The organism is Microbacterium fluvii, assembly GCF_025515205.1.
Lineage (GTDB): Bacteria > Actinomycetota > Actinomycetes > Actinomycetales > Microbacteriaceae > Microbacterium > Microbacterium fluvii.
The window spans coordinates 1294537-1321239 of record NZ_JAOPFX010000001.1; the positions used below are offsets into that span (position 1 = coordinate 1294537).

Genomic DNA, 26703 nt, shown 5'->3' on the forward strand with positions numbered 1-26703 from the left:
GGTGTTCTCCTGATCGGTGTCAGTGGCGCAGGGCCAACTCCCGCACGGGCACGTCGCCGGTGGGAAGGTCATCGGGCGCGGGCGCCTGCGTGCCCGGCAGAGAGGCTGCGGCGGAGCCGTAGCGGATCGCGGAGCGCAGGCGCTCCGGAGCGGGAAGCCCCGCCACGTCGGCGAGCAGGTAGCCCGCCAGTGAGCTGTCGCCCGCTCCCACAGTGCTGGCCACCGTGATGGGCGGCGGTACGCCCGCCCAGGCGCCGTCGGCGGTCACGAGCACGGCGCCCGCACCCCCGAGGGTGATGAGGGCCGCGCGCACCTTGTCGGGCACGAGCGCGCGGGCGATCTCGCGCACGGCGGCAGCGAGATCGTCGCCGTCGGCGATGTCGACTCCGGCGAGTTCGGCGAGTTCTTCGTCGTTGGGCTTGATGAGGTCGACGCCGGCCGAGGCGACGACGGCGTGCAGGGCGGCGCCCGAGGCGTCGACGGCGATCCGGGGGCCGTGTCCGGCGGTGCGCACGGCCTCGACGACGCGCACGTAGAAGTCGTCGCCGCAGCCGGGGGGCACCGACCCGGCCAGCACCAGCCAGTCCGCGGAGGCGGCGGCATCCACTACTGCCGCGATGATCGCACGCGTCTCGTCGTCGCTGCGCACGGTGCCGGGGAGGTTGAGCTTGGTGGTCACGCCGTCGCGGTCGGTGATGGTGAGGTTCGCACGCGCGTGGCCGGTGACCGGCACGCGCTCGGCGGCCACACGCGACGCGCGCAGCGCGGCGTCGAACGGGTCGTCTGCGCCGAGCGGCAGCACCGCGAGGGTGGGATGGCCGGAGGCGGCGACGACCCGCGAGACGTTGATGCCCTTGCCTCCGGCGTCTTCTCTGGCCCCGCGGGCGGACTGCACCTCGCCGACCCGCAGCGGCTCGTCAAGAGCGATCGTGCGATCGAGGGAGGGGTTGGCGGTCAGGGTGATGATCATGCGATGCAGACCTCCACATCGGCGGACTCGAGGGCGACGGCGAGCTCGTGCTGCGGGGTCCTGTCGGTCACGAGCACGTCGAGGTCGTCGAGCGCGGCGAACGAGACGAGCAGCTCGCGGTCGTGCTTCTCGGCGTCGGCGGCGACGACGACGCGCCGGCAGGCGGCGACGATCGCGGCCTTCACCGATGCCTCCTCGGGGTCGGGGGTGCTTACGCCGAAGCCGGCGGCGATGCCGTTGGTGCCGATGAAGCCGATGTCGGGGCGGAAATGCGAGATCGCCCGCACGGTCTCGGCGCCGACGGCGGCGGCGGTGATGCCGCGCACCCGCCCGCCGATGACGGTGAGCTCGATGCCCCTCGCGCCGGCCAGCGCGCCGGCGAGCACCATCGAGTGCGTGACGACGTCGATGCCGCCGTCGAGGTCGGTGCGCCCGATCAGCGCGTGCGCGATCGCCGCGGTGGTGGTGCCCGCGTCGAGGTAGAGGGAGCCGCGAAAGCCGGACGGCACGAGGTCGATGCACCTGCGCGCGATCGCCGCCTTCGCCGCGCTCGCGCGGCCTGTGCGCGTGGCGACAGAGGTCTCGGCGGTGCTGGAGCGCTCTGCCGTGACGGCGCCGCCGTGCACGCGGCGCAGCGCCCCGGCCCGTTCGAGCAGATCGAGGTCGCGGCGCACGGTCTCGGTCGTCACGTCGAAGCGGCGCGCGAGGGAGACGACGCTGACGCGCCCCTCGTCGGCGAGCTGCCGCTCGATGAGCGCCTGCCGCTCCGTTGCGTACATCGACATCCTCCTCGAATAGCCACACACTACAACACGAAACAACACAAAAACAAGACCAGGATTAGGGTCGGATCGTGCCGGACAAGCCCACCGCAGAGGTCGTCGTGGACGAGACGCTCGTGCGCGCGCTGCTGCGTGACCAGTGCGCAGAGCTGTCGGGTGCGCCTCTGCATCACGCGGCCGACGGCTGGGACTGTTCGGTGTGGCGCGTGGGTGACCGCCTGGCAGTGCGCCTCCCCCGCCGCGCCGCCGCAGCGGACCTCATCGCGCACGAGCAGACGGCTCTTGCGATCATCGGTCCGCAGATCGAGCAGACCGGTGTGCGTGTGCCGCTGCCGCTCGTCCACGGTCGGCCGACAGCCGGGTACCCCTGGTCGTGGTCGGTCGTCCCCTGGATCACCGGGATGCCGGGACTCGCGGTCGCCCGCGAGCAGCGCCGCGGCTGGGCATCGTCGCTCGCGGCAGCCCTGCGCGCACTGCACCGGCCCGCGCTCGCTGACGCGCCGGTCAACCCTGTGCGCGGGCGGCCGCTGGCAACCCGTGACGAGGCGGTCTCGGCGCGGTTCGAGGCCGCGCGGCGGCGCGGCTCGGCCGCGGAGGAGGTGCTCACCCATGCGCAGCGACTGTGGCGCGACGCCGTCGAGACGCCGGACTGGAGTGCTCCGCCGGTGTGGATCCACGGAGATCTGCACCCGGGCAATCTCGTCGCCATGGGCGGGCGCCTGGTGGGCGTCATCGACTTCGGTGATGTGACCGGCGGCGATCCGGCCTACGACCTCGCCGTCGCGTGGCTCGCGTTCGACGCCGCCGGCCGCACGCTCTTCCGGGCGGAGCTGCCCGGAGTCGACGAGGCCACCTGGGTACGCGCCCGAGGATGGGCCGCGGCGGTGGCCGTGCTGCTGCTCGAGCACAGCGACGACAATGAGCCGTATCGCCTGCTCGGGTCGGAGGCGCTGGCAGAGCTCGTCTGCGAACCCTGACGGTCAGTCTTCCGCGGCTGCCGGTGCGACGTACACCTCGACGGCGCCGTCACCGTGCCGGGTGAACCGCACGACACTGCCGACCTCCAGATCATCGCTCAGCGGCGAGTCGGCGGTGACGGTCACGTCCACGACCGGGTCGAGCCCCGCCGGCGTGCAGCCTGCGGCTGCCCACTCGGCGGCGACGGCGACGAAGAGGCACTGTGCGCCCTCGTCGTTCACGCCCGCCCAGGGGCGTGCGGCTTCGAACGCCTGGAACGCCGTGAGCTGCTGCCTCGTGAGTCCGTACCAATCGAGAGCCGAATCCGCCGGGAAGCCGCCCGTCGCCTGCGCGGCCGACACGGGCGCGAGTGTCGCTGTGGGGCGGGGCGCCAGCAGCGCCGTGGCGATGAGCGCGGCCGCGGCACCGGCTGCCGCGGCGGCGGCGAGCAGGGGCCACCGGCCGATCCGATGGCGAAGCGAGGGGGCGACGGCAGCACCGTCGTCTCCCGCGACGGGGGGTGCAGTTACGGCATCGCTCGGCGTGCTCGGTGGCCTCGGCGCGTCCGCGGGCGGTGCGGGAGTCGGTCTCGGCCCGTCCTGCGCCCCGGATCCTGCGTCGCGTCCAAGGGTTTCGAGTTCGCGCAGCCGTGCGAGCGCAGTCGCATCGCCCGAGATATCGCCCCCTGGACCATAGGCGCGGCGGCGCAGGGCGGCGAGTTCGGCATCCGCTTCGGGTGGGCGGCCGGCGACTCCCATGCGGTCCATTATGGGGGCCCACGCCGTCGCGTTTGTAGACCACGCACAAGAAACTCGGTCTCGCAAGTGATGACACTGGGACTCTCGTGCAGACACTCGCGTCGATGCGGGGCGCGGGGGCTCGTCCTGCTACTTTCAGGGAACTCTCAGGCAGGCCCCCGCGATCACGATGCCACTGTCGGCGCCGTGAGGGGGGATCCCCCGAACGATCTCTGCCAGGCCGCCCGCGGCCGATCCGGAGTGCCCATACGCCTGCGCGCAGGCGCGACACCATGGAGTCCTCAATGACGAGAACAGCAACACATACGCACGGCCTCGGCATGCGCATCACCGTCATCGTGCTCAGCGTCCTGCTGGCAGCGATGGTGTTCGTGTACGTCGCGACCATCAGCAAGATCGCCGACGGCGCCGGCCAGTTGGCCTCCGGTGCCTCCCAGGCCGATGACGGTTCCGCTGAGCTTGCGGCGGGAGCCGTGACGCTTGCGAGCGGCGCCGATGATCTGTCGACCGGTGCGACTCAGCTCGAAGAGGGTGCGGCGTCGGCTCACGAGGGCTCGACGAAGGTCGCCGACGGCGCCGCGTCGGCGTCGGCCGGCGCGTCGAAGCTCTCGGCCGGGGCCACGACGCTCGCCACGGGTGCGCAGACGCTCGCCGACGGCACGGTCACGAACCGCGATGGCGCGGTCAAGCTCAACGCGGGGGCGGCGAAGGCGGCCGCCGGCGCGTCGCAGCTGGCCGAAGGCGCCGACGATCTGTCGGCAGGGATCGACAAGGCGGGTGCGGGCATCGCGAAGCTCGACGCCGGTGCGGGTTCGCTCGCGGCGGGCACGAAGGATCTCTCGACCGGTGCGAAGAGCCTGTCCGACGGTGCCGACGCGGCCGCCGCCGGGGCCGCCACCGTCGCCACCGGCGCGGCGAACCTCGCCAAGGGCGTGGCAGGGTCGCAGGCATATGCCGGTGCCATCCTGGCGGCACTTCCCAGCACGTCGACCGAACTGCAGAAGCTGCAGAACCTCGCTGGTGCGGCGACGTCGCTCCAGACGGCTGCGGCGAACGCTGTCACGCACTCCACGCAGCTCAAGGCCGCTCTCGCGACGTTGAGCGACAGCGACCTCACGAACGACGCCTCGATGACGACGATCATGACCCTCGCCGCGCAGGTGGAGGGCGAAGTGGCCGCGATCGCGACTCCCGCAGCCTCGGCTCCGACTCTCGCTGCCGGCGTGCTGGGCGCGCGCGGCGGCGTCAGCAACCTGATCAACGGGGACGCCGCCAACCAGTGGCCGGGGCTGGTCGCACTGACCGACGCGACGAAGGGCGCCCCCGCGCTGGCCGCGGGCGCTGCGGACCTGTCCGCGGGCATGGACGAGATCGCCGACGGGGCGACCACGCTCGCCGCCGGTGCGGCCAAGCTCGACGACGGCGCCGGCCAGGTCAGCGACGGACTGTCGACCCTCGCCGCCAAGTCGGGCGAGCTCGTGGCCGGCGGACAGAAGCTCGCGACGAAGTCGGGCGAACTCGCCACCGGCGTCAGCACGATCGCCGGCGGCACGCAGCGCCTCAGCGATGGGTCGCTGCGCCTCATGAGCGGTGCGCAGAACCTGGCGACCGGTGCCGGCACGCTCTCCAGCGGGGCCTCTGACCTCGCCGTCGGTGCACAGACCCTCGCTGACGGTGCGGCCGACCTCGACAGCGGTCTGGGCGAGCTCTCGGCAGGCACGGTGACGCTCGCCGACGGCTCGGTGCAGCTGGCCTCCGGCTCCGAGACGCTGTCGGCCGGCGCCGCCTCGCTCAGCGACGGAAACGGTCAGATCGCCGACGGCTCCGACCAGCTCTCCAGCGGCGCCTCGGGCGCACTGCCCACGCTGGTTCCGTGGATGCTGATCCTCGGTGCCTTCGGCGCGATCGCCCTCGCCCTCTGGGCGGTCCACCGCATCCGCTCGCGCAGCGAACTCGCTGTCGCCTGATCCCCCCCCGAATCGAAGCGCCCGTCGCGGATCCCCGATCCCCGGCGGGCGCTTCGGCGTCCCGTCGGTCACCGACCCGCAACTTGGCGGCTTCGGTCGCCTCCTCCGGGTCGCGGGCGGCAGAAGGTGCCAACTCGCGGGCAGGAAGGGAAGAAACAAGAAACCCCCGCCTGAGCGGGGGTTTTTCCTTGCTGGGGTACCTGGACTCGAACCAAGAACAACTGAACCAGAATCAGCCGTGTTGCCAATTACACCATACCCCAAGGGGGTTCGGCCGAAGCCTTACCGAGGGTCAAGCTTAGCCCACGGTGAGCACCTCGCCAAACCGGCGGCGTGTCACCCGCGCGTCGCGACGAGCGCCCCGAGCCGACGGATCGACTCGGCCTTGCCGAGCAGCTCCATCGACTCGAACAGCGGCGGCGAGACCCGCCGCCCGCTGAGCGCGACGCGCAGCGGGCCGTAGGCCACACGGGGCTTGAGGTCGAGGCCGTCGATGAGGGCGACACTCAGCGCGTCCTGCACGGCGGCTGCGGTGAACTCCGACTCCGGTACCAGCTCGAGGGCCGAGACCGAAGCCACCAGCACCTCGTTCGCGTTCGCCGGCAGCGACGCCAGCGCGTCGTCCTGGTAGGCGATGTCGTCCGTGAAGAGGAAGCCCAGAAGGCCGGGGACATCTCCGAGCACCTGCACCCGCTCCTGCACGAGCGGGGCGGATGCCGCCACCAGGGCAAGCTGATCGACGGTGGGCTCTGCGGCCACGACCCCGGCGGCGGCGAGATACGGGACGATGCGCGCCGCGAAGTCGTCGGGCGCCAGCATCCGGATGTGATCGCCGTTGATCGACTCGGCCTTCTTCTGGTCGAACCGGGCGGGATTCGGGTTGACGTCGACGATGTCGAAGGCGGCCGTGAACTCCTCGAGCGAGAAGACGTCGCGGTCGGGGCCGATCGACCAGCCGAGCAGGGCGAGGTAGTTCAGGAGCCCCTCGTGGATGAATCCGCGCTCGCGCTGCAGGAACAGATCCGCCTGCGGATCGCGCTTGGAGAGCTTCTTGGTGCCGGTCTCGCCGAGCACGAGCGGCATGTGGCCGAAGCGCGGGACGAAGTCGGTGACTCCGGCATCGACGAGTGCGGCGTACAGCGCCAGCTGGCGGGCGGTCGAGGGCATGAGGTCTTCGCCGCGGATGACGTGCGTGATGCCCATGAGGGCATCGTCGACCGGGTTCGTGAAGGTGTACAGCGGCTGGCCGCCCGCGCGCACGATGACGAAGTCGGGGAAGGAGCCTGCCGGGAAGGTGACCTCGCCGCGGATGAGGTCGACGTAGGTGACGTCGTGGTCGGGCACGCGCACGCGCCAGGCCGGCTCGCGACCCTCGGCGCGGAACGCCGCGCGCTGCTCGTCGGTGAGGTCGCGGTCGAAGTTGTCGTAGCCGAGCTGCTTCGCTCGCCCCGCGGCCTCGTTGCGGGCGTCGATCTCCTCTGCCGTCGAGTAGGACTCGTAGACCGTCCCGGCGGCCTTCAGCTGCTCGAGCACGCCCGCGTAGATGTCGAGGCGCTGACTCTGCCGGTAGGGCGCGTGCGGCCCGCCGACCTCGACGCCCTCGTCCCAGTCGATCTCGAGCCACGTCAGCGCATCGACGAGCTGGCGGTAGCTCTCCTCGCTGTCGCGCGCGGCGTCGGTGTCTTCGACGCGGAAGATGAGCTTGCCGCCGGTGTGCCGGGCGTAGGCCCAGTTGTACAGGGCCGTGCGGACCATGCCGACGTGCGGCAGTCCGGTCGGCGACGGGCAGAAGCGCACGCGGACGTCGGTGCCGGAGGCGGTGGTGGTGCGGGGATCGGGTGAAGAAGGCATCCCCACGATTCTAGGCGCGCGTGCGCGGCGTGACGGAGGCGACGACCGTCTCGAGGGCCTCGATCACGGCGGCGACGGCGGGGATGCGGTCGGCCCCGTGTGCGGTGACGACATGGATCGTGCGGGCGTCGGCCGCAGGCAGGGGCCGCGTGACGACGCCGTCGAGGGTCGGGAACGACTCGACCGCCATGCGCGGCAGGGTCGCGACACCGATGCCCTGAGCGACGAGGCTTTCGACGGCGACCGTGTTGTCGGTCTCGAACCCGATGCGCGGAGCGAATCCGGCGCGTTCGCAGACCTCGAGCAGGTGCCCGCGGCAGCGGGGGCACCCGGCGATCCACTGCTCCCCCGCCAGATCGGCCATCGACCCTCCTCGGCGCGCGACAGGGTGGGCCGAGGGCAGCACCAGCAGCAGGTCATCGACGCCGATGTCGCGAACCGTCAGACCGCGTGCGCTGGTGCCGTGCGGGTCGTGCCGGTCGCCCGGGTAGCCGAAGGTGAGGGCGATGTCGACCTCGTCGTCACGCACGGCGGCGACAGCCTCAGGCGGCTCGGCCTCGACGTAGGTCACGGTGAGGCCGGGGCGCGTGCCGGAGAGCGCGGCCAGCAGCCGCGGGACCACGGTCGGGGACGCAGAGGGGAAGCCCGCGAGCCGCACGGTCGCTGCCTCGACGCCCTTCAGCCGAGCCAACTCGTCTGCAGCAGCGTCGAGGGCGCCCGTGACGGCGGGCGCGTGCCGGGCGAGCACGCGGCCCGCGGCCGTCAGGCGCATGCGCCTTCCCGCTCGTTCGACGACGGGCACTCCCAGCCTCTGCTCGAGGCGGCGCATCTGCTGGCTCAGCGCAGGCTGGCTGTAGCCGAGCAGCCGAGCGGCGCCGGTGAGCGAGCCGGTGTCGGCGATGGCCTTGACGACCCGCAGGCTCGCGGCGTCGAGTTCGAGTTCGGGCATGCTTCATACATAACACATCCGCATGTTCAGCATTGAACACCTGCCGTAGACGTATATGCCGGCGCAACGGATGCTGGAGCGATGGACGTCATGGGCGAGACCGCGCCGCATCCGCTGGCCGCGCAGTTCGCGAACGGACGCGGGTACCTCGCGGCCTGCACGGCGGGACTGCCGATGTCGGGCACGCGCCGCGCGGTGCGTGACGACCTCGACCGGGCCCCCGACCCCGAGCGCTATTGCGCCATCGTCGAGCGCAGCCGCGGCCACTTCGCCCGCCTCGTCTCGATCGCCGCCGAGCGCGTCGCGATCGGCTCCCAGACCTCGGTGCAGGTCGCGCTGGTCGCGGCCTCCCTCCCGCCGGGTGCAGAGGTGCTGTCTCCGGATGGCGAGTTCTCGTCGCTCGTTCTGCCGTTCGTGCAGGCGGGAGCGCGCGTGCGCACGGCACCGCTCGAAGACCTCGCGGGCGCCGTGGGCCCCCGGACGCGACTCGTGGCCTTCTCGCTCGTGCAGTCGGCGACGGGAGAGGTGGCCGACGTCGACGCGATCTGCCGCGCGGCCGCCGCGGTCGGCGCACGCACCGTGTGCGACATCACGCAGGCCGCGGGATGGCTGCCGGTCGACGCCACGCGGTTCGACGCCGTCGTCTGCCACACCTACAAATGGCTGTGCGCGCCACGTGGCGTCGCCTTCCTCGCGCTCAGCGCCGAATTCGCCCGCACGCTGACCCCCGTGCAGGCCGGCTGGTACGCCGGCGACGACCCCTGGGCGTCGTGCTACGGCGCCGAGGTCGATCTGGCCGGCTGTGCGCGCCGCTTCGACGTGTCGCCCGCCTGGCAGGCGTTCGTCGGAGCCGAGCCGGCGCTCGCGGCCTTCGCGGATGCCGATCTCGACGCGATCCATCGGCACGACACGGGTCTGGCCGCCGCGTTCCGGGAGCGCGTCGGCCTCGCGTCGGCAGAACGACCGAGCGCCATCGTGACCTGGGACGACCCCGAGGGCGACGACCTCGCGCGCCTGCAGGCCGCAGGGCTCACAGCATCCGGTCGGAACGGCCGCGCTCGCGTCGCGTTCCATGTCTTCAACGACGACCGCGATCTCGACGAGGCCGTCGCGGCGCTGCGGGGCTGATCAGCGCCGGCCCATCGGGGCCAGCGCCACGACGACGGCCACGATCGACAGGGCCACGAGTGCGAGACCGCCGTAGCCGATCCAGCCGAGCACGATGCCGGCCAGAATCGCCCCCGTTCCCCCGACGAGGCTCATCGCCAGGTCGCTGCGGCCCTGGCGCCTCGTGCGCAGCTCTTCGCTCGACGATTCGGTGAGCAGGGCGGATCCGGCGACCGTCGACGCGCTCCAGCCCAGCCCGAGCAGCACGAGGGCGACGGTGACGCCCACGGTCGAGTCCTGTGCGATCGCGGCGGTGAGCAGGGATGCGGCCAGCAGCGCCTGCCCGACGAGCACGGTCGCGATCCGACCCAGACGGTCGGCGAGGATGCCGAAGACGGGCGCGAGCGCGTACATGCCGGCGATGTGCAGGCTGATGGTGAGACCGACCACCTGGATCGATGCGCCGTGGTGGGTCAGGTGCACAGGGGTCATCGCCATGACGGCGACCATCACGCCGTGCGCACCGGCGACGGCCACGATCGCGTACCGGGCGGTGCGGGGGCGATCCGCGCGGGCGATCGCGGAGCCGGCGCGCCCTCCCACGGCGCCGACCAGCCGCTGGGCGAGCAGCAGCGGGTCGGGGCGCAGCCCGATCAGATACAGGGCGACGCCGAGCAGCTGCGCCACGACGGTGAACACGTAGGGGCCGGTGAGTGCCGGCATCCCGAGCGCGTCGCCGATGACCTCCCCTGGGCCGATGAGATTCGGCCCGAGCACGGCGCCGATCGTGGTCGCCCACACGACGATCGACAGGTCGCGGCCGCGCGAGCGGTCGGTCGAGAGATCGACCGCGGCGAAGCGGGACTGCAGGTTCGCCGCCTGCCCCGCGCCGATGAGCGCGAACCCGGACAGCAGGAGGGGGAACGAGCGCAGGGCGGCCGCGACGATGACCACGGCGACACCGCCCAGGGCGATGAGCATTCCCGACGCGAGGGAGATCCGGCGACCGCGTCCGCGTGCGAGAGCGGCGAGGGGAACAGCCAAGAGCGCCGTGCCGAGGGTGATCGCCGCGGTCGCGAGGCCCGAGAACGCCTCATCGCCGGAGATATCGGCCGCCAGCAGCGCGCCGAGCGAGATCGTCGCGCCGAACGCGATGCCGCCGAGGATCTGCCCGAACGAGAGAACCCACAGAGTGCGGCGCCTGATCGCGATCAGGCCCGCTTCGTCCAGTGGGGGTACCGGCTGCTGGCCCTCGGGTGCCCGGGCCTCAGGCATTCCGGGCCGTGTTGCGCAGGATCCCCAGCCCCGTGATCTCGACCTCGACCGCGTCTCCGGCCTCGAACGGGCCGACGCCGGCGGGGGTGCCGGTGAGGATCACATCACCCGGCAGCAGGGTGAAGGCAGCGGAGGCGTAGGCGATGATGTCGGAGACCGAGTGGATCATGTCGGATGCCGGGGCCTGCTGCTTCACCTCGCCGTTCAGGCGCGTCGTGACCTGGGCGGCATCGATGTCGAACTCGGTCTCGATGGCGGGCCCCAGCGGGCAGAACGTGTCGAAGCCCTTCGCCCGCGCCCACTGGCCGTCGGCGTACTGCAGGTCTCGGGCGGTGACGTCGTTGGCGATCGTGTAGCCGAAGACGTAGTCGAGGGCCTTCTCGGTCGGCACGTTCTTGGCGATGCGCCCGATGACGACGGCCAGCTCGCCCTCGAAGTCGGTGCGCTGCGACTGCGGCGGGCGCACGATCGCATCGCCCGGCCCGATGACGGCGGTGTTGGGCTTGAGGAACAGCAGCGGCGCCGCGGGAGCCTCCCCGCCCATCTCGGCGGCGTGGTCGTGGTAGTTCTTGCCGACGCACACCACCTTCGAGCGCGGGATCACCGGCGCCAGCAGCGCGACGTCGGCGAGCGGCACGCGCTCGCCCGTCGTGTCGAAGCCGGCGAACATCGGGTCGCCGGCGAGCACGACGAGTTCGCTCCCGTCGACGATCCCGTACTTGATGGCGTCCTGGTGGCTGAAGCGCGCGATCCTCACCCGCCCAGCCTACCGGGGCGGTCTCAGGCGTCGAGGCGGAGGAGCCACCCGTGCCGGTCTTCGCGGCGGCCGTACTGGATGTCGGTGAGCTCTTCCCGGAGCGACAGCGCGAGCGAGCCGGTCGGCTGCTCGTCGATGAAGTCGGCGCCCTTGAGCGTGCCGATCGGGGCGACGACGGCGGCGGTGCCGCACGCGAACACCTCGACGATCTCGCCGGAGGCGACGCCCTCGCGCCACTCGGCGAGCGAGACGTGACGCCCCTCGACCTTGTGACCGCGGTCGCGCGCCAGCTGCAGGAGGGATTCGCGGGTGACGCCCTCGAGGATCGAGTCGGACTGCGGCGTCACGATCGTGCCGTCCTTGTAGACGAAGACGATGTTCATGCCGCCGAGCTCTTCGACGTCGCCGTTCTGGTCGAGGAAGACGACCTGGTCGCAGCCCTGCTCGTAGGCCTCGGCCTGCGGCAGCAGGCTCGCGGCGTAGTTGCCGCCGGTCTTGGCGGCGCCCGTGCCGCCCTTGCCGGCGCGCGCGTAGTCTTCGCTGAGCCAGATCGACACCGGCTTCGCGCCGCCCTTGAAGTAGGCCGCCACGGGAGAGGCGATCAGGTAGTAGGCGACCTTGTTGGCGGGGCGCACGCCCAGGAAGGCCTCCTTGGCGAACATGAACGGGCGCAGGTACAGGCTCTGGTCGGCGCCGGAGGGCACCCACGCGCCGTCGACGGCGATGAGTTCGCGCAGCGACTGAATGAAGTACTCCACCGGCAGCTCGGGCAGGGCGAGACGGCGGGCGCTGCGCTGCAGGCGCCGGCCGTTCTGCTCGGGGCGGAAGGTCCACACCGACCCGTCCTCGTGCCGGTAGGCCTTGATGCCCTCGAAGATCTCCTGCCCGTAGTGCAGCACGGCAGCGGCCGGGTCGAGCGAGATCGGCCCGTAGGGCTGCACACGCGGGCGGTGCCAGCCGCCGCCGACCGACCAGCAGATGTCGACCATGTGGTCGGTGAAGGTCGTGCCGAACACGGGGTCGCGCAGCAGCTCTTCGCGCTGGGCGGCCGACTTCGCGGCGAGGTTCTTCGTGACGGCGAACTCGAGCGGGGCGAGGGCGGCGTCGGTGCTGGTGAGGGTCATGTTCACGTCCTGGCTTTCTGTGCGCGTAGGCGCTGCCCCCAGGGTACGCCCGGGGTCACGGCGGCTACGGCTGCAGGCGGGCGGCGATCGCGTCGCCGACCTCCGCAGTGGATCGGATGCTGTCGCCCCGCGCCGCGATGTCGTCTTCGACGGCCAGGGTGACGGCGTCGGCCGCATCGTGCAGCCCGAGGTGATCGAGCAGCAGAGCGGTGGAGAGGATCGCGGCCGTGGGGTCGGCCTTCTGCTGTCCCGCGATGTCGGGCGCCGAACCGTGTACGGGCTCGAACATCGAGGGGAATGCGCCGTCGGGGTTGATGTTGCCCGAGGCTGCGAGGCCGATGCCACCGGTCACGGCGCCGGCCAGGTCTGTCAGGATGTCGCCGAAGAGGTTGTCGGTGACGATCACATCGAAGCGGCCCGGGTTCGTGACCAGGAAGATCGTCGCCGCGTCGACGTGCAGATAGTCTACGGCGACCTCGGGGTGCTCCTGCGCCACCTCGCCGACTACGCGCGACCAGATGGAGCCCGCGTGCACGAGCACATTGGTCTTGTGCACGAGGGTGACCTTCTTGCCACGCCGCTCGGCGAGGTCGAACGCATAGCGCACGACCCGCTCGACGCCGAAGGCCGTGTTGACGCTCGTCTCGTTGGCGACCTCGTGCGGGGTGCCCTTGCGGATCGCGCCGCCGTTGCCGACATACGGACCCTCGGTGCCCTCGCGGACGACGACGAAATCGATGTCTCCGGGGGCGGCGAGGGGGCCCGGGACCCCGGGGTAGAGCTTCGACGGGCGCAGGTTGACGTAGTGGTCGAGCTCGAACCGGAGCTTCAGCAGCAGTCCGCGCTCGATGTTCGCGTCTTTCAGACGGGGGTCGCCAGGCACTCCCCCGACCGCGCCGAGCAGGATCGCGTCGTGACCCTTGATGGCGGCGAGGTCGTCGTCGGTGAGCGTGTCGCCGGTCTCGAGATACCTCGCCGCGCCGAGTGAGAAGCGCGTCTTGTCGAACGTGACGTCGGAGCCGGCGGTCGCGGCGTCGAGCACCTTCTCGGCCTCTGCGACGACCTCTGGGCCGATGCCGTCACCCGGGATGACGGCCAGCTTCACGACGCGCGACATTGCTCTCCTTCTCAGCGGCGGGATTCCTCCAGCGTAGTGGCCGCGACGACCGCGGCGACGACGACCAGGACGGCCCCGATGAGCGCGGCACATCCTGCGCCGGCGTCGAAGGCGAGCGCGGCGGCCTCGCGCAGCGAGGCGGCGGCGTCGGGTGCGAGTCCGTCGGCCGTGGCCATCGCCCCCGCGAGCGTCTCGCGGGCAGAGGCAGCCGCATCCGCCGACAATCCGGCCGGCAGCGCCAGGTTCGCGCGGTACGTCGCGGCCAGGATGCCGCCGATCACCGTCGTGCCGAGCACCGCGCCGACCTCGTATGCCGTCTCCGAGACGGCGCTGGCTGCGCCCGCCTTGGACGGCGGTGCGCTGGCGAGCACGAGCTCGTTCGACACCGTCTCGGCCGCCCCGATGCCGATGCCGAGGTTCATGAAGGCGGCGACCAGCAGCGGCAGGGAGCCCGCGGTCATGCTCACCCACACGAGCAGATAGCCGGCGACCGAGAACACGAGCGCCGACGGCACGACGATGCGGGGCGACACGCGCGCAGAGATCGGCACGACGACCAGGCCCGAGACGATCATGAGGGCGAGGCCGGGCACGAGGGCGAGGCCCGCCTGCATGGGGCTGAGCCCGACGATGAGCTGCAGATGCTGTGAGACGAAGTAGAGGAAGCCGACCAGGGCGACCACGCTCAGCAGGTTCACCAGCACCGATCCGCTGAACGAGCCGCGGCGGAACAGCGCCATGTCGAGCATGGGCACGTCGAGGGCGAGCTGGCGCCGTACGAACAGCACGCCGGAGCACACGCCGGCGGCGACGAGCACGCCGATGAGGGCGGTCGGGCCGTGCACGGCGAACTCCTTGATGGCATAGACCACAGGAACCATCGCCCCCATCGACAGCAGGATGCTGATCGCATCGAGGCGGCCGGGGTGCGGGTCGGAGCTCTCGGGCACGAGCAGCGGCGCGAGCACGAGCAGCGGCACGAGCACGGGAACGGCGAGGAGGAACACCGAGCCCCACGCGAAGTGCTCCAGCAGCACTCCGCCGACCACCGGGCCGAGCGCGGCACCGGCCGAGAACGCCGCCGCCCAGACGGCGATCGCGAGGCGTCGCTGGGCGCGATCGGTGAAGATGCCGCGGATCAGAGACAGCGTCGACGGCATGAGCATCGCGCCGAACACGCCCATCGCGGCGCGCCCGGCAATGAGGGCTCCCGCGGTCGGGGCGAAGGCCGACAGCGCCGAGACGAGGGCGAAGCCGGTCGCGCCGATGAGCAGCATCCTGCGCCGGCCGAACCGATCGCCGAGCGTGCCCATCGTCACGAGCAGTCCCGCCAGCACGAGCGGATAGGCGTCGACGATCCACAGCTGCTGGGTCGCGGTCGGGCCGAGCTCGAGCGCGATCTGCGGCAGCGCGAAGCTCAGCACCGTGTTGTCGACCGAGATCAGCAGCACGGGCAGCATGAGCACGACCAGGGCTGCCCAGCCGCGCCACCCGACGCGCTGCGCGCGGGTGTCGGCGAGGGTGAGTTCCTGGGTGAGAGTCATCATTTGTCTATACCGTCCAGCCGGTATAGTAACAGCATCCGCCCTCCCCTGCCAGGATGGAACCGATGAGCAGACCCCCGCGCGCCCGCGACAGCGTGCTTGACGCGTTCGAGCAGCTGCTGATCTCCGATGGAGCGAGGGCCGCCACGATGGACGCCACAGCGCGAGCGGCCGGGGTCTCCAAGGGGGGCCTGCTGTACCACTTCGCCTCGAAGGACGCTCTGGCGGCCGGGGTCATCGAGCGGCTGTCGGCGCTGGTCACTGATGACGTGGATGCCATCCGCACCGCCCCGGAGGGACCGGTCGCCTTCTTCCTGCGGTCGTCGGTGATGGCCGACGATCCACTCGATCGCGCGATCATCGCCGTCTCGCGCCTCGCCCAGGCCGGCAGCGCCGCGGCCAACGCGGCCCTCCGCGAGATGCGGGAGCGCTGGGAAGAGGCGCTGCGCCCGCACGTGCGCGATCAGGCCGCGCTCGACCTCGTGATCCTCGTCAGCGACGGGCTCTATTTCAACAACGCCCTCGGCGGCGACACCGCCACGGCGCCGGTGCCCGAGGGCGCCGCCCTCGACGCGCTCATCGCGCTCGTCGAGGGCAGCGTGCGGTCCTGACTCAGGCCTCGGTGATCTCGATCTGGCGGAAAAGATCGGCATCGATCGCGGCACGCACTTCGTCGAGCAGCTCGTCGGCGACGGGAGAGTCGACCGTCAGCACCGAGAGGGCCTGACCGCCGGCGGCCTGCCGCGCGATCTGCATACCGGCGATGTTGATGCCCGCCTCGCCGAACTTCTGGCCGTAGACCGCGACGATGCCGGGGCGGTCGGTGTAGAGCATGACGATGTGGTGCTGCTCGATCGGCAGCTCCAGCGCGTAGCCGTTGATGCCGACGAGCTTCTCGATCTGCTTGGTGCCGGTCAGGGTGCCCGAGACGGCGAGCTGCGAGCCGTCGGACAGGGCGCCGCGCAGGGTGATGACGTTGCGGTACTCGGGGCTGTCGGCATCCACCAGCAGCCGCGATTCGATGCCGCGCTGATCTGCCAGCAGCGGCGCGTTCACATACGAGACCGTCTCGCTGACGATGTTGGTGAACACGCCCTTGAGGGCGGCGAGCTTGTAGACGCTGACGTCGTACTGGCTGAGCTCGCCGTGCACCTCGACGTCGAGCGACGTGAGCGGAGAGTGCGCGAGCGCCGCGAAGATCTGACCGAGCTTCTCGACGAGTGGGATGCCGGGGCGCACGTACGGGTCGATGACGCCGCCGGCGACGTTGACCGCGTCGGGCACGAGCTCGCCGTCGAGGGCGAGGCGCACGGACTTCGCGACCGAGATGCCGGCCTTCTCCTGCGCCTCGTCGGTCGAGGCGCCCAGGTGGGGCGTCACCACGACGTTGGGAAGCGAGAGCAGCGGGAACGCCGTGCCCTCGGGCTTGGGCGGTTCGCTCGTGAAGACGTCGAGGCCGGCGCCGGCGATCGTGCCCTCGGTGAGCGCCGTGTGCAGCGCCTCTTCGTCGATGAGACCGCCGCGGGCGACGTTGACGACATAGGCGGTCGGCTTCATCAGCGCGAACTGCTCGGTCGAGATCATGCCGGTCGTCTCGGGGGTCTTCGGCATGTGGATCGTGACGAAGTCACTCTGGGCCAGGAGCTCGTCGAGGGTCACCAGCTGCACGCCCAGCTGCTGCGCGCGGGCGCTCGTGACGTAGGGGTCGTACGCGATCACTCGCGTGTCGAAGGCCTGCACTCGGGCGGCGACGAGCGCGCCGATGCGGCCGAGTCCGATGATGCCGATCGTCTTCTCGAACAGCTCGGTGCCGGTGAACGAGCTGCGCTTCCACGCGCCGCCGGCGAGCGACCCGTGCGCGGCGGGCACGTGGCGGGCCAGGCTCAGCATGTGGGTGACGGTGAGCTCGGCGGCCGAGATGATGTTGGAGGTCGGCGCGTTGACCACCATGACGCCGGCGGTCGTGGCCGCCTTGATGTCGACGTTGTCCAGGCCCACACCCGCACGGGCGATGACCTTCAGCACGGGCGCCGCGGCGATGGCCTCGGCGTCCATCTTCGTCGCCGAGCGGATCAGCACGGCGTGCGCGTCGGCCAGAGCCGGCAGCAGCGCCGCCCGATCGGCCCCGTCGACCGAGCGGACCTCGAAGTCGGGACCGAGCGCATCGATCGTGGCGGGTGAGAGTTCTTCGGCGATCAGGACGACGGGCTTGGACACGCTGGCAGACACCTTCGAGGCAGGAAGTGGGATCGCCACCAGCCTAGTGGCCGGTTCACATGCGCCTTGCCGTGTGACAGAGATCGTCAGGCGCCGTAGAGACTGGATGTCACCGACGCGTAGGCGAAGATGTCGAGCCAGAAGACCGCGACGAGGCACAGCCCCGTCAGCAGCACGAGCGTCAGCTCGAAGAAGCGCCGACGCCATCCGATCGCGAACGCACCGGCGAACACGGCGAGGGGGAACACGATCGGCAGGGCCAGCACGAACCACCCGTAGGCGCTCAGGCCCACGTCTCCCCCGGCCTGCTGCACCATGAACGACACGGCGCCCCACACGGCGTAGGCGTAGAGCAGGCCGAACAGGCCCGCGGTCACCGCGATGACCCACACCGGCAGCGCGGTGCGGCGGACGGATGCTGTCGCCTCGGCCATCAGCGCACCCCCGCCATGAGGAACGGCCACGGAATGAGCACGACGACGCCGACGATGAGCGGCAGCATCCGCTTCCAGACCGCGGCGCCGCGGGTGAGCACGAGCGTCGTCGCGAACCACACGAGCGGGGCGAGCGAGGCGAGGAGCCACGCCGCCGTGAAGCCGGCCGGCTCGAGGAAGAGCTGTGCGACCAGATTGAGGCTCTGACCGCCGACGAACCAGCCGACGGCGTAGAGCAGGTGGATGCCCCCGAGCACGCCGAAGGTCACGAGCGCGACGTTGCCGAGGGGCGCGGGCTCGCCCGTGATGTCAACGGTCGATGCCGTCGCGGGCGAATCCTGCGCCGGAGCCACCGCGGCATCCAGGGCCTCGCTCCCCTTGCCGACCGCGGTATAGCCGGCGGGAAGCCGCGAGGGGGCCGGCGCGTCGTCCACCCCGGCATCGAGGGTCGGGTCGTCGTCGCCGTCCCAGGTCAGGGCGTCGTCGTCTTCGCGTGGCACCCCTCCAGCGTAACCGGCGAGGTCCACAGGCTCTGCCCGCGTCGACTCCGATGTCGACAGAGCGCGCGGGGGCGGCGCGGCTCGGTGTGCGCCGCCCCCGCGCGTCACATCGCCGGCACAGCGGGAGTGCCGCCCGAGCCGCGACGATGCAGATGCACGTGGGTGCGCACCCAGTGGGCCGTGCGCCGCAGCATCCGCCTGGCTGAGGACTCCGGCGCGACGAAAGTGGCGCGCCGCCCCTGCTGCTGACGGCGCAGCCTCGCCTGTTCCACCAGCTCCGCCGTCTGACGCTGAGCGTGGTCGTACGCCACGGCGCTCATGTAGCTGTCCATGTCCTCGTCACTCCGCTATGAAGGCGGCGCCGCTGTGCGCGCCCCCGCCCTGTCCGCCGACTCGTTCGTCGGCACCTGCCGAGCCGGCGTTCGCCACCGCCGCGACGATGCCGAGTCCCGCCGCCAGCAGCACCGCGGCGATGCCGGCCATGACTCGTGTGCGAATGGCCGTGGTGTCCATGACCGTCCCCCGTTTCTGCCGCTGCCCGCTGCACCGGCTGATTCCACGGTGCGGCGCCGGGGTACCCGCGGCGTACGCGGCGATACCCATCCGGTACCCGTCGCTCACGCGGGCTGTTGACGGGTACCCATGCCGGGCCCACACTGCTCGCATGAGCGTGAGGGTGCTGGGGCCGCTCGACACCGGGGCGGCGCTGAGTCCGAGGGAGCGGACGATCCTGAGCGCGCTCATCGTGCGGCGCCCCGATGCGATCCCGCCCGGTGAGCTCGCCGACGCATGCTGGGGCGCCGACGCTCCCCCGACCTGGGCGCAGCAGGTCAAGAAGTCCATCTCGACGATCCGTCGGATGCTGGGGGCAGACAGTGTGCGCACGTTGGGCGCCGACTACGCCTTCGGCCTCGACCCCGACACCCTCGACGCGACGCGCTTCGAACGACTGGTCTCGGCGGCTCGCCAACAGCAGCTCCACGGCGAGCACGATCGCGCGATCGATGCCTACCAGCGCGCCCTCGCGCTCTGGCGCGGTCGGCCCTTTCCCGACATCGCCGACTGGGAGCCGGGTGTCGTCGAGACGATGCGGCTGACCGAGATCCGCGACAGCGCCGCAGAAGAGCTGCTCGACGCACGACTGAACGCGGGCGATGAGCGCGCGGTCATCCCCGACGCCGAGCGTCTGGTGCGCGAGAATCCCCTGCGTGAGGACCGGTGGGCGATTCTGGCGCTGGCCAACTATCGCGCCGGGCGCCAGGCCGAGGCGCTGGCGACGGTGCGCGCGGCCCGGGAACGTCTGCTCGACGAGCTGGGCATCGAGCCGGGCGCGCGGCTGCGCGATCTCGAAGTGGCCATGCTGCGCCAGGATCCGGGCCTGGTGCGCACGGTCGCGACGCCGAGCGCCTCATCGCAGTGCCCCTATCCGGGGCTGGCGGCATTCGGCCTCGACGACGCCGAGGTGTTCTTCGGCCGCGAAACCGACGTCGAGGCGCTCGTCGATCGTCTGCGCCCCGGCGCTCTCGTCGCCGTCGTCGGCCCGTCCGGGTCGGGCAAGTCGTCTCTCGTGCTCGCCGGCGTGCTCCCCCGCCTCGTGGCGGGCGGCCGCGTCGCGCGGATCGTGCGGCCGGGGACCGGCGGCGCGGCGTCGTTCGCGGATGCGGTGGAGCGCGGCGGCGTGGTCGTCGTCGACCAGGCCGAGGAGCTGATGCAGGTCACCGGTGCCGAGATCGAGGACTTCTGCGCGCGTGCGGCCGAGTTCCTCACCGACGGTGGCACGATCGTGCTCACGCTGCGCTCCGACTTCCTCGACCGAGCCACCGCGCTCCCCCATGTCGGCGAGGCCGTCGCCCGCGGCGTCTACGCCCTGGCCCCGCTGTCGGCGGCGAGTCTGCGCGAGGCGATCGAGCAGCCGGCGCGGCACGCCCACCTGAGGTGGGAGCCCGGCCTGGTCGAACTCGTGCTGCGCGACGCCGCCGACAGGTCGACGACGCTGCCGCATGTGTCGCACGCGCTGCGAGAGACCTGGGCGCGCCGCGCCGGGGCGGTGCTCACGGTCGAGGGGTATGAGGCGACGGGCGGCATCGCCGGTGCGATCGCGCAGTCGGCCGAGACGCTCTACCGGCAGCTCTCGCCTTCCGAGCGGACGCTGTGCAGAGCTCTCATGCTGCGGCTGGTCGCCCGCGATGCCGAGGGGCTCTCGCTCCGCCGCCGCACTCCCCTCCCGGCACTGCTGGCCGATGCCGATCGGCGCGGCGTGATCGAGAAGCTCGTCGCCGCGCGGCTCGTCGTCGTCGACGGCGAGGCGATCATGATCGCGCACGAGGCGATCGCCACCGCCTGGCCGCGCCTGGACGGCTGGCTGGAGGAGGATGCTGCCGGCGCTCGGCTGATGGGGTCGCTCGAACTCGCGGCGCAGACCTGGGACGCCGATGGCCGCCCGGCCGACGCCCTGCTGCGCGGCGGCCGCCTGCAGGCGCTGCGTGAGTGGCGGGAGGACGCCCAGCCCGATCTCACCGAGGCCGAGGCCGCCCTACTGGATGCGTCGACGACGGCCGAGCGCGACGAACTCTCGGCGCTGCAGGAGCACACCCGCCAGCAGCGCCGGCAGAACCGGCGCCTGCGCTGGGCGCTGGGCGGCATCGGCGTGGTGCTCGTGGCGGCGGTCGCCGCGGGAGGGCTGGCGGCAGCATCCGCCCGGAATGCCACCGTGGAGGCCGTCACCTCACGGGCACTGAGCCTGCGCACGACCGACCGCGAGCTGGCGGCCCTGATGGCCGTCGCCGCGCACGAGTCCTGGCCTGGCGACGAGCGCACGTCGACCGCCCTGGTCGGCTCGGTGACCGAAGCGGCGGGCTATATCGGCACCACCTACGTGCCCGATGCCCAGTGGCGGGTCGGCGTGTGGCCGATCCCCGGCACGACGCAGGCGGCCATCGTGCGCGATCAGGTCAACGTGGAGATCATCGACTACGTGACGGGCGAGCGGATCCGCAGCCTCACGCCGGCGCTCGAGCGTCCTCCGGGGATCATCCGCCCCTGGGTGCGGGTGAGCGCCGACGGCAGCACGATGGCGATCGCTCAGCACTTCGCCGACCCGCAGACCGGTGCAGGCGAGGTCGAGCACGTGTCGTTCTTCGATCTGGAGTCCGGTCGGCAGGTCGGCTCGACGATCGTGACGACGACCGCCACCGACACGATCTCGCTCAGCCCGGACGGCGCCCATCTCACCTGGGCCGCGACCGGAACGCTCGTGGTCGTAGACCGCGACACCGGTGAGGTGCGCACCGCCGAGGTCGAGACGACTCCGCCGGAGGCGATGTCGTGGTCGGCGGCGTCGGCGTATGGTTCAGACGGCTCGCTGCGCGTGGCCACCGTCACGGGGCGCCTGCTCGAGATCGACCCCGAGACACTCGCGGTGCGGGGCAGCGTCGCGATCCCGCCGCGACGCATGAACAACGCCATCCTCATCGCCGACGACGGCACCGTGTTCGGCATCGGGATCGAGGGGGTCGCCGTGATCGACTCGGCCGGTGTGCAGGTGTGGACGCGGGGCTTCGAACGCACCTGGGAGTGCTCCCGTCCCCTCGTGAGCTCGACCACCGAGATCGCCGGGTGCGGCGACGAGCGCGGCAGCGTGCAGCTGTGGAACCTGCGCACCGGGATGCGCATCGCCGAGCCGTTCGACTATCAGGGTGGAGGCTCCGGCGACCTGGCGCTCGTGGACGGCGATCGGGAGCTGCTGCTGCTCAGTGCGATCCTTCCCCGCATCGGGCGGCTGCGCGTCGACGGCTCGGGCGCAGGCGCCGAGATCGTCGCGCGCGGTCAGACGACGGCGGCGGGCTTCAGCCCCGACGGCACCCGCATCATCGTGCGGGGAGAGGTGGTCGAAGGCGCAGAGACACCGCTGAGCGTGTGGGACGTCGAATCGGACGAGGCCGTGTTCCGCATCCCCGACGACGTCGTGGACGACTACGACGGCTACCTCGCCTCCGATCCGCGCTGGCTGACCGATGACCTGCTGGGCATCTGGCGCATCGACACCGACGACGACGGCACCGAGACGCCGCACATGACCGTGCTCGACATCTCGACCGGGCGCTTCGTCGCCACCGAGCTTCCCGACGACACCTGGGACGTGTATCCCTCGCCCGATCGCGACCGCTTCTACGTGACGCAGGCCGTGCCCGACGAGAACTCGTTCCCGCAGTTCGAACCGTGGGTGAGCGTGTTCGACCCGTCGACGCTGACGCTGCTGCCGCAGCGCTTCAACGCAGCCGACTACCTGTATTCGGTCGCCTCGTCGACCGACGGCTCGCAGGTGTTCGTGACCCGCTGGATCAACGACTCGCTCGGGTTCCGCACATCGGTCTATGACGGCGCCACCGGCGAGGCGACCGGAGAGGGCCTCGAGCGCATGTTCAGCGTGGCCTGGGCCGGCGGAGACACCGTCATCGGCGCGGGCGACACCGGGCTGTACGAGTATTCGTCTCGCACGCTCGAACGCATCGGCACGCTCCCCGCGCAGAAGTCGCGGGTCTCGAAAGTGTCATTGACCGGCGATCTCCAGACGCTCATGTCGGCGTCGACCGGCGATGACGGCGTGTCGCTGATCGACCTGGCCACCCGCCGCAGGCTCGGCGACGCGATGTTCGCCGGCGACGACGGGATCGCCGACGTCGCGCGTGACGGTTCCGCGTTCGTGATTTCTGTGCCGCAGGGCGTGGCGCTCTGGAGCCTGGATCCGGACGCCCAGTCCGACGCGCTCTGCCGCATGGCCGGCCGCGAACCCACGGCCGACGAATGGGCGAACTACTTCAGCGAGCTGGGCGCCCAGCATCCGCTCTGCGCAGACGTGCTCGGATAGCGCGGATGCCGGAAGCCCGGCCCCCTTGTAAGGGGCCGGGCTCCGTGTGGCTCTGAATCAAAGCCGGCTCGGCGGGTCAGCCGAGGCCTGGGTCACCGAGGGTCAGCGTGCGGCCGAACCCTCCGTGTAGTCCTCGTCCTGCTGCTTCCAGGCGAACAGGCCACGCAGCTCCTTGCCGACCTGCTCGATCGGGTGCTGCGCCTCCTTCTCGCGGAGAGCGTGGAACTCGGGGGCGCCGGCGTCCTGGTCCGCGATGAAGCGCTCGGCGAAGGCACCCGACTGGATGTCGGCGAGCACGCCCTTCATGTTCTCCTTCACCGAAGGATCGATGACGCGGGGGCCCGAGACGTAGTCGCCGTACTCGGCCGTGTCGGAGATCGACCAGCGCTGCTTGGCGATGCCGCCCTCCCACATGAGGTCGACGATGAGCTTGAGCTCGTGCAGCACCTCGAAGTAGGCGATCTCGGGCTGGTAGCCGGCCTCGGAGAGCGTCTCGAAGCCGTACTGCACCAGGTGGCTCATGCCGCCGCAGAGCACCGCCTGCTCGCCGAACAGGTCGGTCTCGGTCTCTTCCGTGAAGGTCGTCTTGATGACGCCGGCACGCGTGCCGCCGATCGCCTTCGCGTACGAGAGCGCCGTGGCCCATGCGGTGCCCGACGCGTCGCGCTCGACGGCGATGATGTCGGGGATGCCGCGGCCGGCGACGAACTCGCGGCGCACGGTGTGGCCGGGGGCCTTCGGCGCGATGAGGATCACGTCGACGCCCTCGGGCGCGTCGATGTAGCCGAAGCGGATGTTGAAGCCGTGCGCGAAGGCGAGCGTCTTGCCGGGGGCGAGGTTCGGAGCGATCGACTCGCTGTAGATGCCACGCTGGTGCTGGTCGGGCGCGAGGATCATGACGAGGTCGGCCCACGCGGTCGCGTCAGCGACCGAGAGCACCTCGAAGCCCTCGTCCTTGGCCTTCTGGGCCGACTTCGAGCCGTCCTTCAGCGCGATCGCGACCTCGACGCCCGAGTCGCGCAGGTTCAGCGCGTGGGCGTGGCCCTGCGAGCCGTAGCCCACGATCGCGACCTTCTTGCTCTGGATGATCGACAGGTCGGCGTCGTTGTCGTAGAAGATCTCAGCCATGTTGTGTGTGTTTCTCCTTGTATCGGTCCCCGAGCGTGTCGAGGGGTCGGTCGTTGTTCAGCCGCGCAGCACGCGCTCGGTGATGGACTTGCCGCCGCGGCCGATCGCCAGCAGGCCCGACTGCGACAGCTCTTTGATGCCGAAGGGCTCGAGCGCGCGCAGGAGCGCCTCGACCTTGCCCTTGTCACCGGTGACCTCGATCACCAGCGCGTCGCTCGCGTAGTCGACCACCGACGCGCGGAAGAGGTTGACCACCTCGATGACGTTCGACCGCGTCGCGTTGTCGGCGCGCACCTTGATGAGCATGTGCTCACGCTGCACGGATGCCGACGGCTCCAGCTCGACGATCTTGATGACGTTGACGAGCTTGTTCAGCTGCTTGGTGACCTGCTCCAGCGGCAGCTCGTCGACGTCGACGACGACCGTGATGCGGGACAGCCCCGGCACCTCGGTCACCCCCACGGCGAGGGATTCGATGTTGAAACCGCGGCGGGCGAACAGTCCTGCGACGCGGGTGAGCAGACCCGGCTTGTTCTCGACGAGAAGGCTCAGCACATGGCTCGACACGACTCAGTCCTCCTGCTCGAACGCCGGCGCGTGGTCGCGCGCGTACTGGATGTAGCTGTTGCTGACCCCCTGCGGCACCATCGGCCACACCATCGCGTCGGCGCTCACGACGAAGTCGATGACGACGGGGCGGTCATTGGTCTCGAGAGCGGTCTGGATGGCAGCATCCACGTCTTCTTCTCGCTCCACGCGGATCGCGAGGCACCCGTAGGCCTCGGCGAGCTTCACGAAGTCGGGAATGCGCACCGTGCCGTGCCCGGTGTTGAGGTTGGTGTGCGAGTAGCGGCCGTCGTAGAAGAGCGTCTGCCACTGGCGCACCATGCCCAGGCTCGAGTTGTTGATGATCGCGACCTTGATCGGGATGTTGTTGATGGCGCAGGTGGCCAGCTCCTGATTGGTCATCTGGAAGCAGCCGTCGCCGTCGATCGCCCACACCGTGCGGTCGGGTTCGGCGACCTTGGCCCCCATCGCGGCGGGAACCGAGTAGCCCATCGTGCCGGCGCCGCCGGAGTTGAGCCACGCGTTGGGGCGCTCGTACTTGATGAACTGCGCCGCCCACATCTGGTGCTGGCCGACGCCGGCGGCGTAGACGCCCTCGGGGCCGGTCAGCTCGCCGATCCGCGAGATGACATACTGCGGCGACATGAGCCCGTCGGCGGGCGGCGTGTAGCCGAGGGGGAACTCCTCGCGGAGCCCGTCGAGGAACGCCCACCACTCCGAGGTGTCGGGTCGCGCCGCTGTCGTGGCGCCGTGATAGGCGGCGGCGAGGTCGACGAGCACCTCTTTGAGGTCACCCACGATCGGCACGTCCGCGGTGCGGATCTTCGAGATCTCGGCGGGGTCGATGTCGACGTGCACGACCTTCGCGTTGGGGGCGAACAGCGCCGCCTTGCCGGTGACGCGGTCATCGAAGCGCGCACCGAGGGCGATGATGAGGTCGGACTCCTGCAGCGCCAGCACCGCGGGCACCGTGCCGTGCATGCCGGGCATGCCGAGGTGCTGCGGGTGCGAGTCGGGGAAGGCGCCGCGGGCCATCAGGGTCGTCACGACGGGTGCGCCTGTGGCCTCGGCGAGTTCGCGCAGCTCGCCCGATGCGTGCGAGCGGATCACTCCGCCGCCCACGTACAGCACGGGCTTGACCGATTCGGCCAGCAGCTGCGCGGCGGCCTGGATCTGCTTGCCGTGGGCCTTGGTCACGGGGCGATAGCCGGGGAGCTCGACCTTGGGCGGCCAGATGAAGGGCGCCTCCGCCTGCTGGGCGTCCTTCGTGATGTCGACCAGCACCGGTCCCGGTCGACCGGTCGAGGCGATCTCCCACGCCGCGGCGATGGCGGCGGGGATCTCGTCGGCCGTCTTCACGAGGAAGGAGTGCTTGGTGATCGGCATCGTGATGCCGACGATGTCGGCCTCCTGGAACGCGTCGGTGCCCATGAGGTTCGAGAACACCTGGCCGGTGATGCACAGGATCGGCACCGAGTCCATGTAGGCATCGGCGATCGCGGTCACGAGGTTCGTCGCGCCGGGGCCCGACGTCGCGATCGCGACGCCGGTCTTTCCGGATGCTGCGGCATAGCCTTCGGCGGCGTGCCCGGCGCCCTGCTCGTGACGCACCAGGATGTGCCGGATCTCGGAGGTGTCCATGAGCGGGTCGTAGACCGGGAGGATCGCTCCGCCCGGCAGACCGAAGACATCGGTCACGCCGAGCATCTCGAGCGAACGGACGACCGCCTGAGCGCCCGTCAGCACAGGTGCGCCGGCGGTGCGGGCCGGAGGTCGTGGAACCACGGTGGCGGAATCGGAGGGCATGGTGATGCTCCTTGAAATGCAGACAG

Annotated in this window: 23 protein-coding genes and 1 tRNA gene; 5 read left to right on the forward strand and 19 right to left on the reverse strand. The window is 71.1% G+C overall.

Annotated elements, in window-relative coordinates; all coding sequences use genetic code 11:
• Nucleotides 1-19: 19 nt before the first annotated feature.
• On the reverse strand, nt 20-970 hold the full coding sequence (locus OAW74_RS05970) for a 1-phosphofructokinase family hexose kinase (RefSeq protein WP_262873397.1): 951 nt from the start codon (nt 968-970) through the stop codon (nt 20-22).
• Nucleotides 967-1749, reverse strand: coding sequence for a DeoR/GlpR family DNA-binding transcription regulator (locus OAW74_RS05975; protein ID WP_262873398.1), 783 nt, complete (start codon nt 1747-1749; stop codon nt 967-969). The genes OAW74_RS05970 and OAW74_RS05975 overlap by 4 nt, the downstream gene beginning before the upstream one ends.
• 74 nt (nt 1750-1823) lie before the next feature.
• On the opposite strand from OAW74_RS05975, the gene OAW74_RS05980 reads away from it, so the two are divergent.
• Nucleotides 1824-2729, forward strand: coding sequence for an aminoglycoside phosphotransferase family protein (locus OAW74_RS05980; RefSeq protein ID WP_262873399.1), 906 nt, complete (start codon nt 1824-1826; stop codon nt 2727-2729).
• 3 nt (nt 2730-2732) lie between these two features.
• Here OAW74_RS05980 and OAW74_RS05985 read toward each other — a convergent pair whose 3' ends face one another.
• Nucleotides 2733-3467, reverse strand: coding sequence for a hypothetical protein (locus OAW74_RS05985; RefSeq protein WP_262873400.1), 735 nt, complete (start codon nt 3465-3467; stop codon nt 2733-2735).
• A gap of 284 nt (nt 3468-3751) precedes the next feature.
• Between OAW74_RS05985 and OAW74_RS05990 the strand changes: the two genes are divergently transcribed.
• Entirely contained in the window at nt 3752-5434 is a 1683-nt protein-coding gene (locus OAW74_RS05990; RefSeq protein ID WP_262873401.1) for a hypothetical protein, read from the forward strand.
• A gap of 191 nt (nt 5435-5625) precedes the next feature.
• Here OAW74_RS05990 and OAW74_RS05995 read toward each other — a convergent pair.
• The 3 genes from OAW74_RS05995 to OAW74_RS06005 form a co-directional block, all read right to left on the reverse strand.
• Nucleotides 5626-5697 (reverse strand) — tRNA-Gln (locus OAW74_RS05995).
• Nucleotides 5698-5770: 73 nt separating this feature from the next.
• A complete protein-coding gene (gene gltX, locus OAW74_RS06000; protein ID WP_262873402.1) occupies nt 5771-7285 on the reverse strand; it encodes a glutamate--tRNA ligase in 1515 nt (504 codons plus the stop codon).
• A gap of 10 nt (nt 7286-7295) precedes the next feature.
• The gene (locus OAW74_RS06005; protein ID WP_262873403.1) at nt 7296-8234 is read right to left on the reverse strand and encodes a LysR family transcriptional regulator; all 939 of its coding nucleotides are present in this window, start codon (nt 8232-8234) and stop codon (nt 7296-7298) included.
• Between the two features lie 81 nt (nt 8235-8315).
• On the opposite strand from OAW74_RS06005, the gene OAW74_RS06010 reads away from it, so the two are divergent.
• Entirely contained in the window at nt 8316-9362 is a 1047-nt protein-coding gene (locus OAW74_RS06010; protein WP_262873404.1) for an aminotransferase class V-fold PLP-dependent enzyme, read from the forward strand.
• On the opposite strand, the gene OAW74_RS06015 is transcribed toward OAW74_RS06010, so the two are convergent.
• From OAW74_RS06015 to OAW74_RS06035, 5 genes are all read right to left on the reverse strand, one after another.
• Entirely contained in the window at nt 9363-10616 is a 1254-nt protein-coding gene (locus OAW74_RS06015; RefSeq protein WP_262873405.1) for an MFS transporter, read from the reverse strand. It lies immediately after the preceding gene.
• Entirely contained in the window at nt 10609-11373 is a 765-nt protein-coding gene (locus OAW74_RS06020) for a fumarylacetoacetate hydrolase family protein (RefSeq protein ID WP_262873406.1), read from the reverse strand. The genes OAW74_RS06015 and OAW74_RS06020 overlap by 8 nt, the downstream gene beginning before the upstream one ends.
• A 23-nt stretch (nt 11374-11396) precedes the next feature.
• Nucleotides 11397-12497 carry a branched-chain amino acid aminotransferase gene (locus tag OAW74_RS06025; protein WP_262873407.1) on the reverse strand — a complete coding sequence of 367 codons (1101 nt, stop codon included), beginning with the start codon at nt 12495-12497 and terminating at the stop codon, nt 11397-11399.
• 64 nt (nt 12498-12561) lie between these two features.
• The gene (locus tag OAW74_RS06030) at nt 12562-13614 is read right to left on the reverse strand and encodes a 3-isopropylmalate dehydrogenase (protein WP_262873408.1); all 1053 of its coding nucleotides are present in this window, start codon (nt 13612-13614) and stop codon (nt 12562-12564) included.
• Nucleotides 13615-13625: 11 nt separating this feature from the next.
• Nucleotides 13626-15158, reverse strand: a complete 1533-nt coding sequence (locus OAW74_RS06035) for an MFS transporter (RefSeq protein WP_262873409.1) — start codon at nt 15156-15158, stop codon at nt 13626-13628.
• A 65-nt stretch (nt 15159-15223) separates the two neighbouring features.
• Here OAW74_RS06035 and OAW74_RS06040 point away from each other — a divergent pair, with 65 nt between their 5' ends.
• A complete protein-coding gene (locus OAW74_RS06040) occupies nt 15224-15769 on the forward strand; it encodes a TetR/AcrR family transcriptional regulator (protein WP_262873410.1) in 546 nt (181 codons plus the stop codon).
• 1 nt (nt 15770) lies between these two features.
• Here the strand turns inward: OAW74_RS06040 and serA are convergent, their stop codons facing one another.
• The 5 genes from serA to OAW74_RS06065 all read right to left on the reverse strand — a co-directional run bounded on the left by serA (nt 15771) and on the right by OAW74_RS06065 (nt 18822).
• Entirely contained in the window at nt 15771-17375 is a 1605-nt protein-coding gene (gene serA, locus OAW74_RS06045; protein WP_262873411.1) for a phosphoglycerate dehydrogenase, read from the reverse strand.
• 86 nt (nt 17376-17461) lie between these two features.
• Nucleotides 17462-17809 carry a bacitracin resistance protein gene (locus OAW74_RS06050; protein ID WP_262873412.1) on the reverse strand — a complete coding sequence of 116 codons (348 nt, stop codon included), beginning with the start codon at nt 17807-17809 and terminating at the stop codon, nt 17462-17464.
• On the reverse strand, nt 17809-18309 hold the full coding sequence (locus OAW74_RS06055) for a DNA polymerase III subunit gamma/tau (RefSeq protein ID WP_262873413.1): 501 nt from the start codon (nt 18307-18309) through the stop codon (nt 17809-17811). Before OAW74_RS06055 ends, OAW74_RS06050 begins: the two co-directional genes overlap by 1 nt.
• Nucleotides 18310-18413: 104 nt before the next feature.
• Nucleotides 18414-18629, reverse strand: coding sequence for a hypothetical protein (locus OAW74_RS06060; RefSeq protein WP_262873414.1), 216 nt, complete (start codon nt 18627-18629; stop codon nt 18414-18416).
• A gap of 19 nt (nt 18630-18648) precedes the next feature.
• Nucleotides 18649-18822 carry a hypothetical protein gene (locus tag OAW74_RS06065; RefSeq protein ID WP_262873415.1) on the reverse strand — a complete coding sequence of 58 codons (174 nt, stop codon included), beginning with the start codon at nt 18820-18822 and terminating at the stop codon, nt 18649-18651.
• Between the two features lie 151 nt (nt 18823-18973).
• Here OAW74_RS06065 and OAW74_RS06070 point away from each other — a divergent pair, with 151 nt between their 5' ends.
• The gene (locus OAW74_RS06070; RefSeq protein ID WP_262873416.1) at nt 18974-23176 is read left to right on the forward strand and encodes an nSTAND1 domain-containing NTPase; all 4203 of its coding nucleotides are present in this window, start codon (nt 18974-18976) and stop codon (nt 23174-23176) included.
• A gap of 102 nt (nt 23177-23278) precedes the next feature.
• Here OAW74_RS06070 and ilvC read toward each other — a convergent pair whose 3' ends face one another.
• From ilvC to OAW74_RS06085, 3 genes are read right to left on the reverse strand one after another with little or no spacing between them, the layout of a single operon-like run.
• Complete coding sequence (ilvC, locus tag OAW74_RS06075; RefSeq protein WP_262873417.1) at nt 23279-24304, reverse strand: ketol-acid reductoisomerase; 1026 nt, start codon at nt 24302-24304, stop codon at nt 23279-23281.
• Between the two features lie 57 nt (nt 24305-24361).
• Complete coding sequence (gene ilvN / locus OAW74_RS06080) at nt 24362-24871, reverse strand: acetolactate synthase small subunit (RefSeq protein ID WP_262873418.1); 510 nt, start codon at nt 24869-24871, stop codon at nt 24362-24364.
• Between the two features lie 3 nt (nt 24872-24874).
• Nucleotides 24875-26677: an acetolactate synthase large subunit gene (locus OAW74_RS06085; protein WP_262873419.1), complete on the reverse strand. Its 1803-nt coding sequence runs from the start codon at nt 26675-26677 to the stop codon at nt 24875-24877.
• Nucleotides 26678-26703: the final 26 nt, after the last annotated feature.

Bases quoted from the DNA above. Each gene is read 5' to 3' on its own strand.
- OAW74_RS06010 (WP_262873404.1), top strand. From the start codon at position 8,316: ATGGACGTCATGGGCGAGACCGCGCCGCATCCGCTGGCCGCGCAGTTC.
- OAW74_RS06035 (WP_262873409.1), bottom strand. From the start codon at position 15,158: ATGACTCTCACCCAGGAACTCACCCTCGCCGACACCCGCGCGCAGCGC.
- OAW74_RS06050 (WP_262873412.1), bottom strand. From the start codon at position 17,809: ATGGCCGAGGCGACAGCATCCGTCCGCCGCACCGCGCTGCCGGTGTGG.
- OAW74_RS05970 (WP_262873397.1), bottom strand. From the start codon at position 970: ATGATCATCACCCTGACCGCCAACCCCTCCCTCGATCGCACGATCGCT.
- gltX (WP_262873402.1), bottom strand. From the start codon at position 7,285: ATGCCTTCTTCACCCGATCCCCGCACCACCACCGCCTCCGGCACCGAC.
- OAW74_RS06015 (WP_262873405.1), bottom strand. From the start codon at position 10,616: ATGCCTGAGGCCCGGGCACCCGAGGGCCAGCAGCCGGTACCCCCACTG.
- OAW74_RS06085 (WP_262873419.1), bottom strand. From the start codon at position 26,677: ATGCCCTCCGATTCCGCCACCGTGGTTCCACGACCTCCGGCCCGCACC.
- OAW74_RS06060 (WP_262873414.1), bottom strand. From the start codon at position 18,629: ATGAGCGCCGTGGCGTACGACCACGCTCAGCGTCAGACGGCGGAGCTG.
- OAW74_RS05990 (WP_262873401.1), top strand. From the start codon at position 3,752: ATGACGAGAACAGCAACACATACGCACGGCCTCGGCATGCGCATCACC.
- OAW74_RS06040 (WP_262873410.1), top strand. From the start codon at position 15,224: ATGAGCAGACCCCCGCGCGCCCGCGACAGCGTGCTTGACGCGTTCGAG.
- OAW74_RS06025 (WP_262873407.1), bottom strand. From the start codon at position 12,497: ATGACCCTCACCAGCACCGACGCCGCCCTCGCCCCGCTCGAGTTCGCC.
- OAW74_RS06005 (WP_262873403.1), bottom strand. From the start codon at position 8,234: ATGCCCGAACTCGAACTCGACGCCGCGAGCCTGCGGGTCGTCAAGGCC.
- OAW74_RS05975 (WP_262873398.1), bottom strand. From the start codon at position 1,749: ATGTACGCAACGGAGCGGCAGGCGCTCATCGAGCGGCAGCTCGCCGAC.
- OAW74_RS06030 (WP_262873408.1), bottom strand. From the start codon at position 13,614: ATGTCGCGCGTCGTGAAGCTGGCCGTCATCCCGGGTGACGGCATCGGC.
- OAW74_RS06065 (WP_262873415.1), bottom strand. From the start codon at position 18,822: ATGGACACCACGGCCATTCGCACACGAGTCATGGCCGGCATCGCCGCG.
- ilvC (WP_262873417.1), bottom strand. From the start codon at position 24,304: ATGGCTGAGATCTTCTACGACAACGACGCCGACCTGTCGATCATCCAG.
- OAW74_RS05985 (WP_262873400.1), bottom strand. From the start codon at position 3,467: ATGGGAGTCGCCGGCCGCCCACCCGAAGCGGATGCCGAACTCGCCGCC.
- OAW74_RS06070 (WP_262873416.1), top strand. From the start codon at position 18,974: ATGAGCGTGAGGGTGCTGGGGCCGCTCGACACCGGGGCGGCGCTGAGT.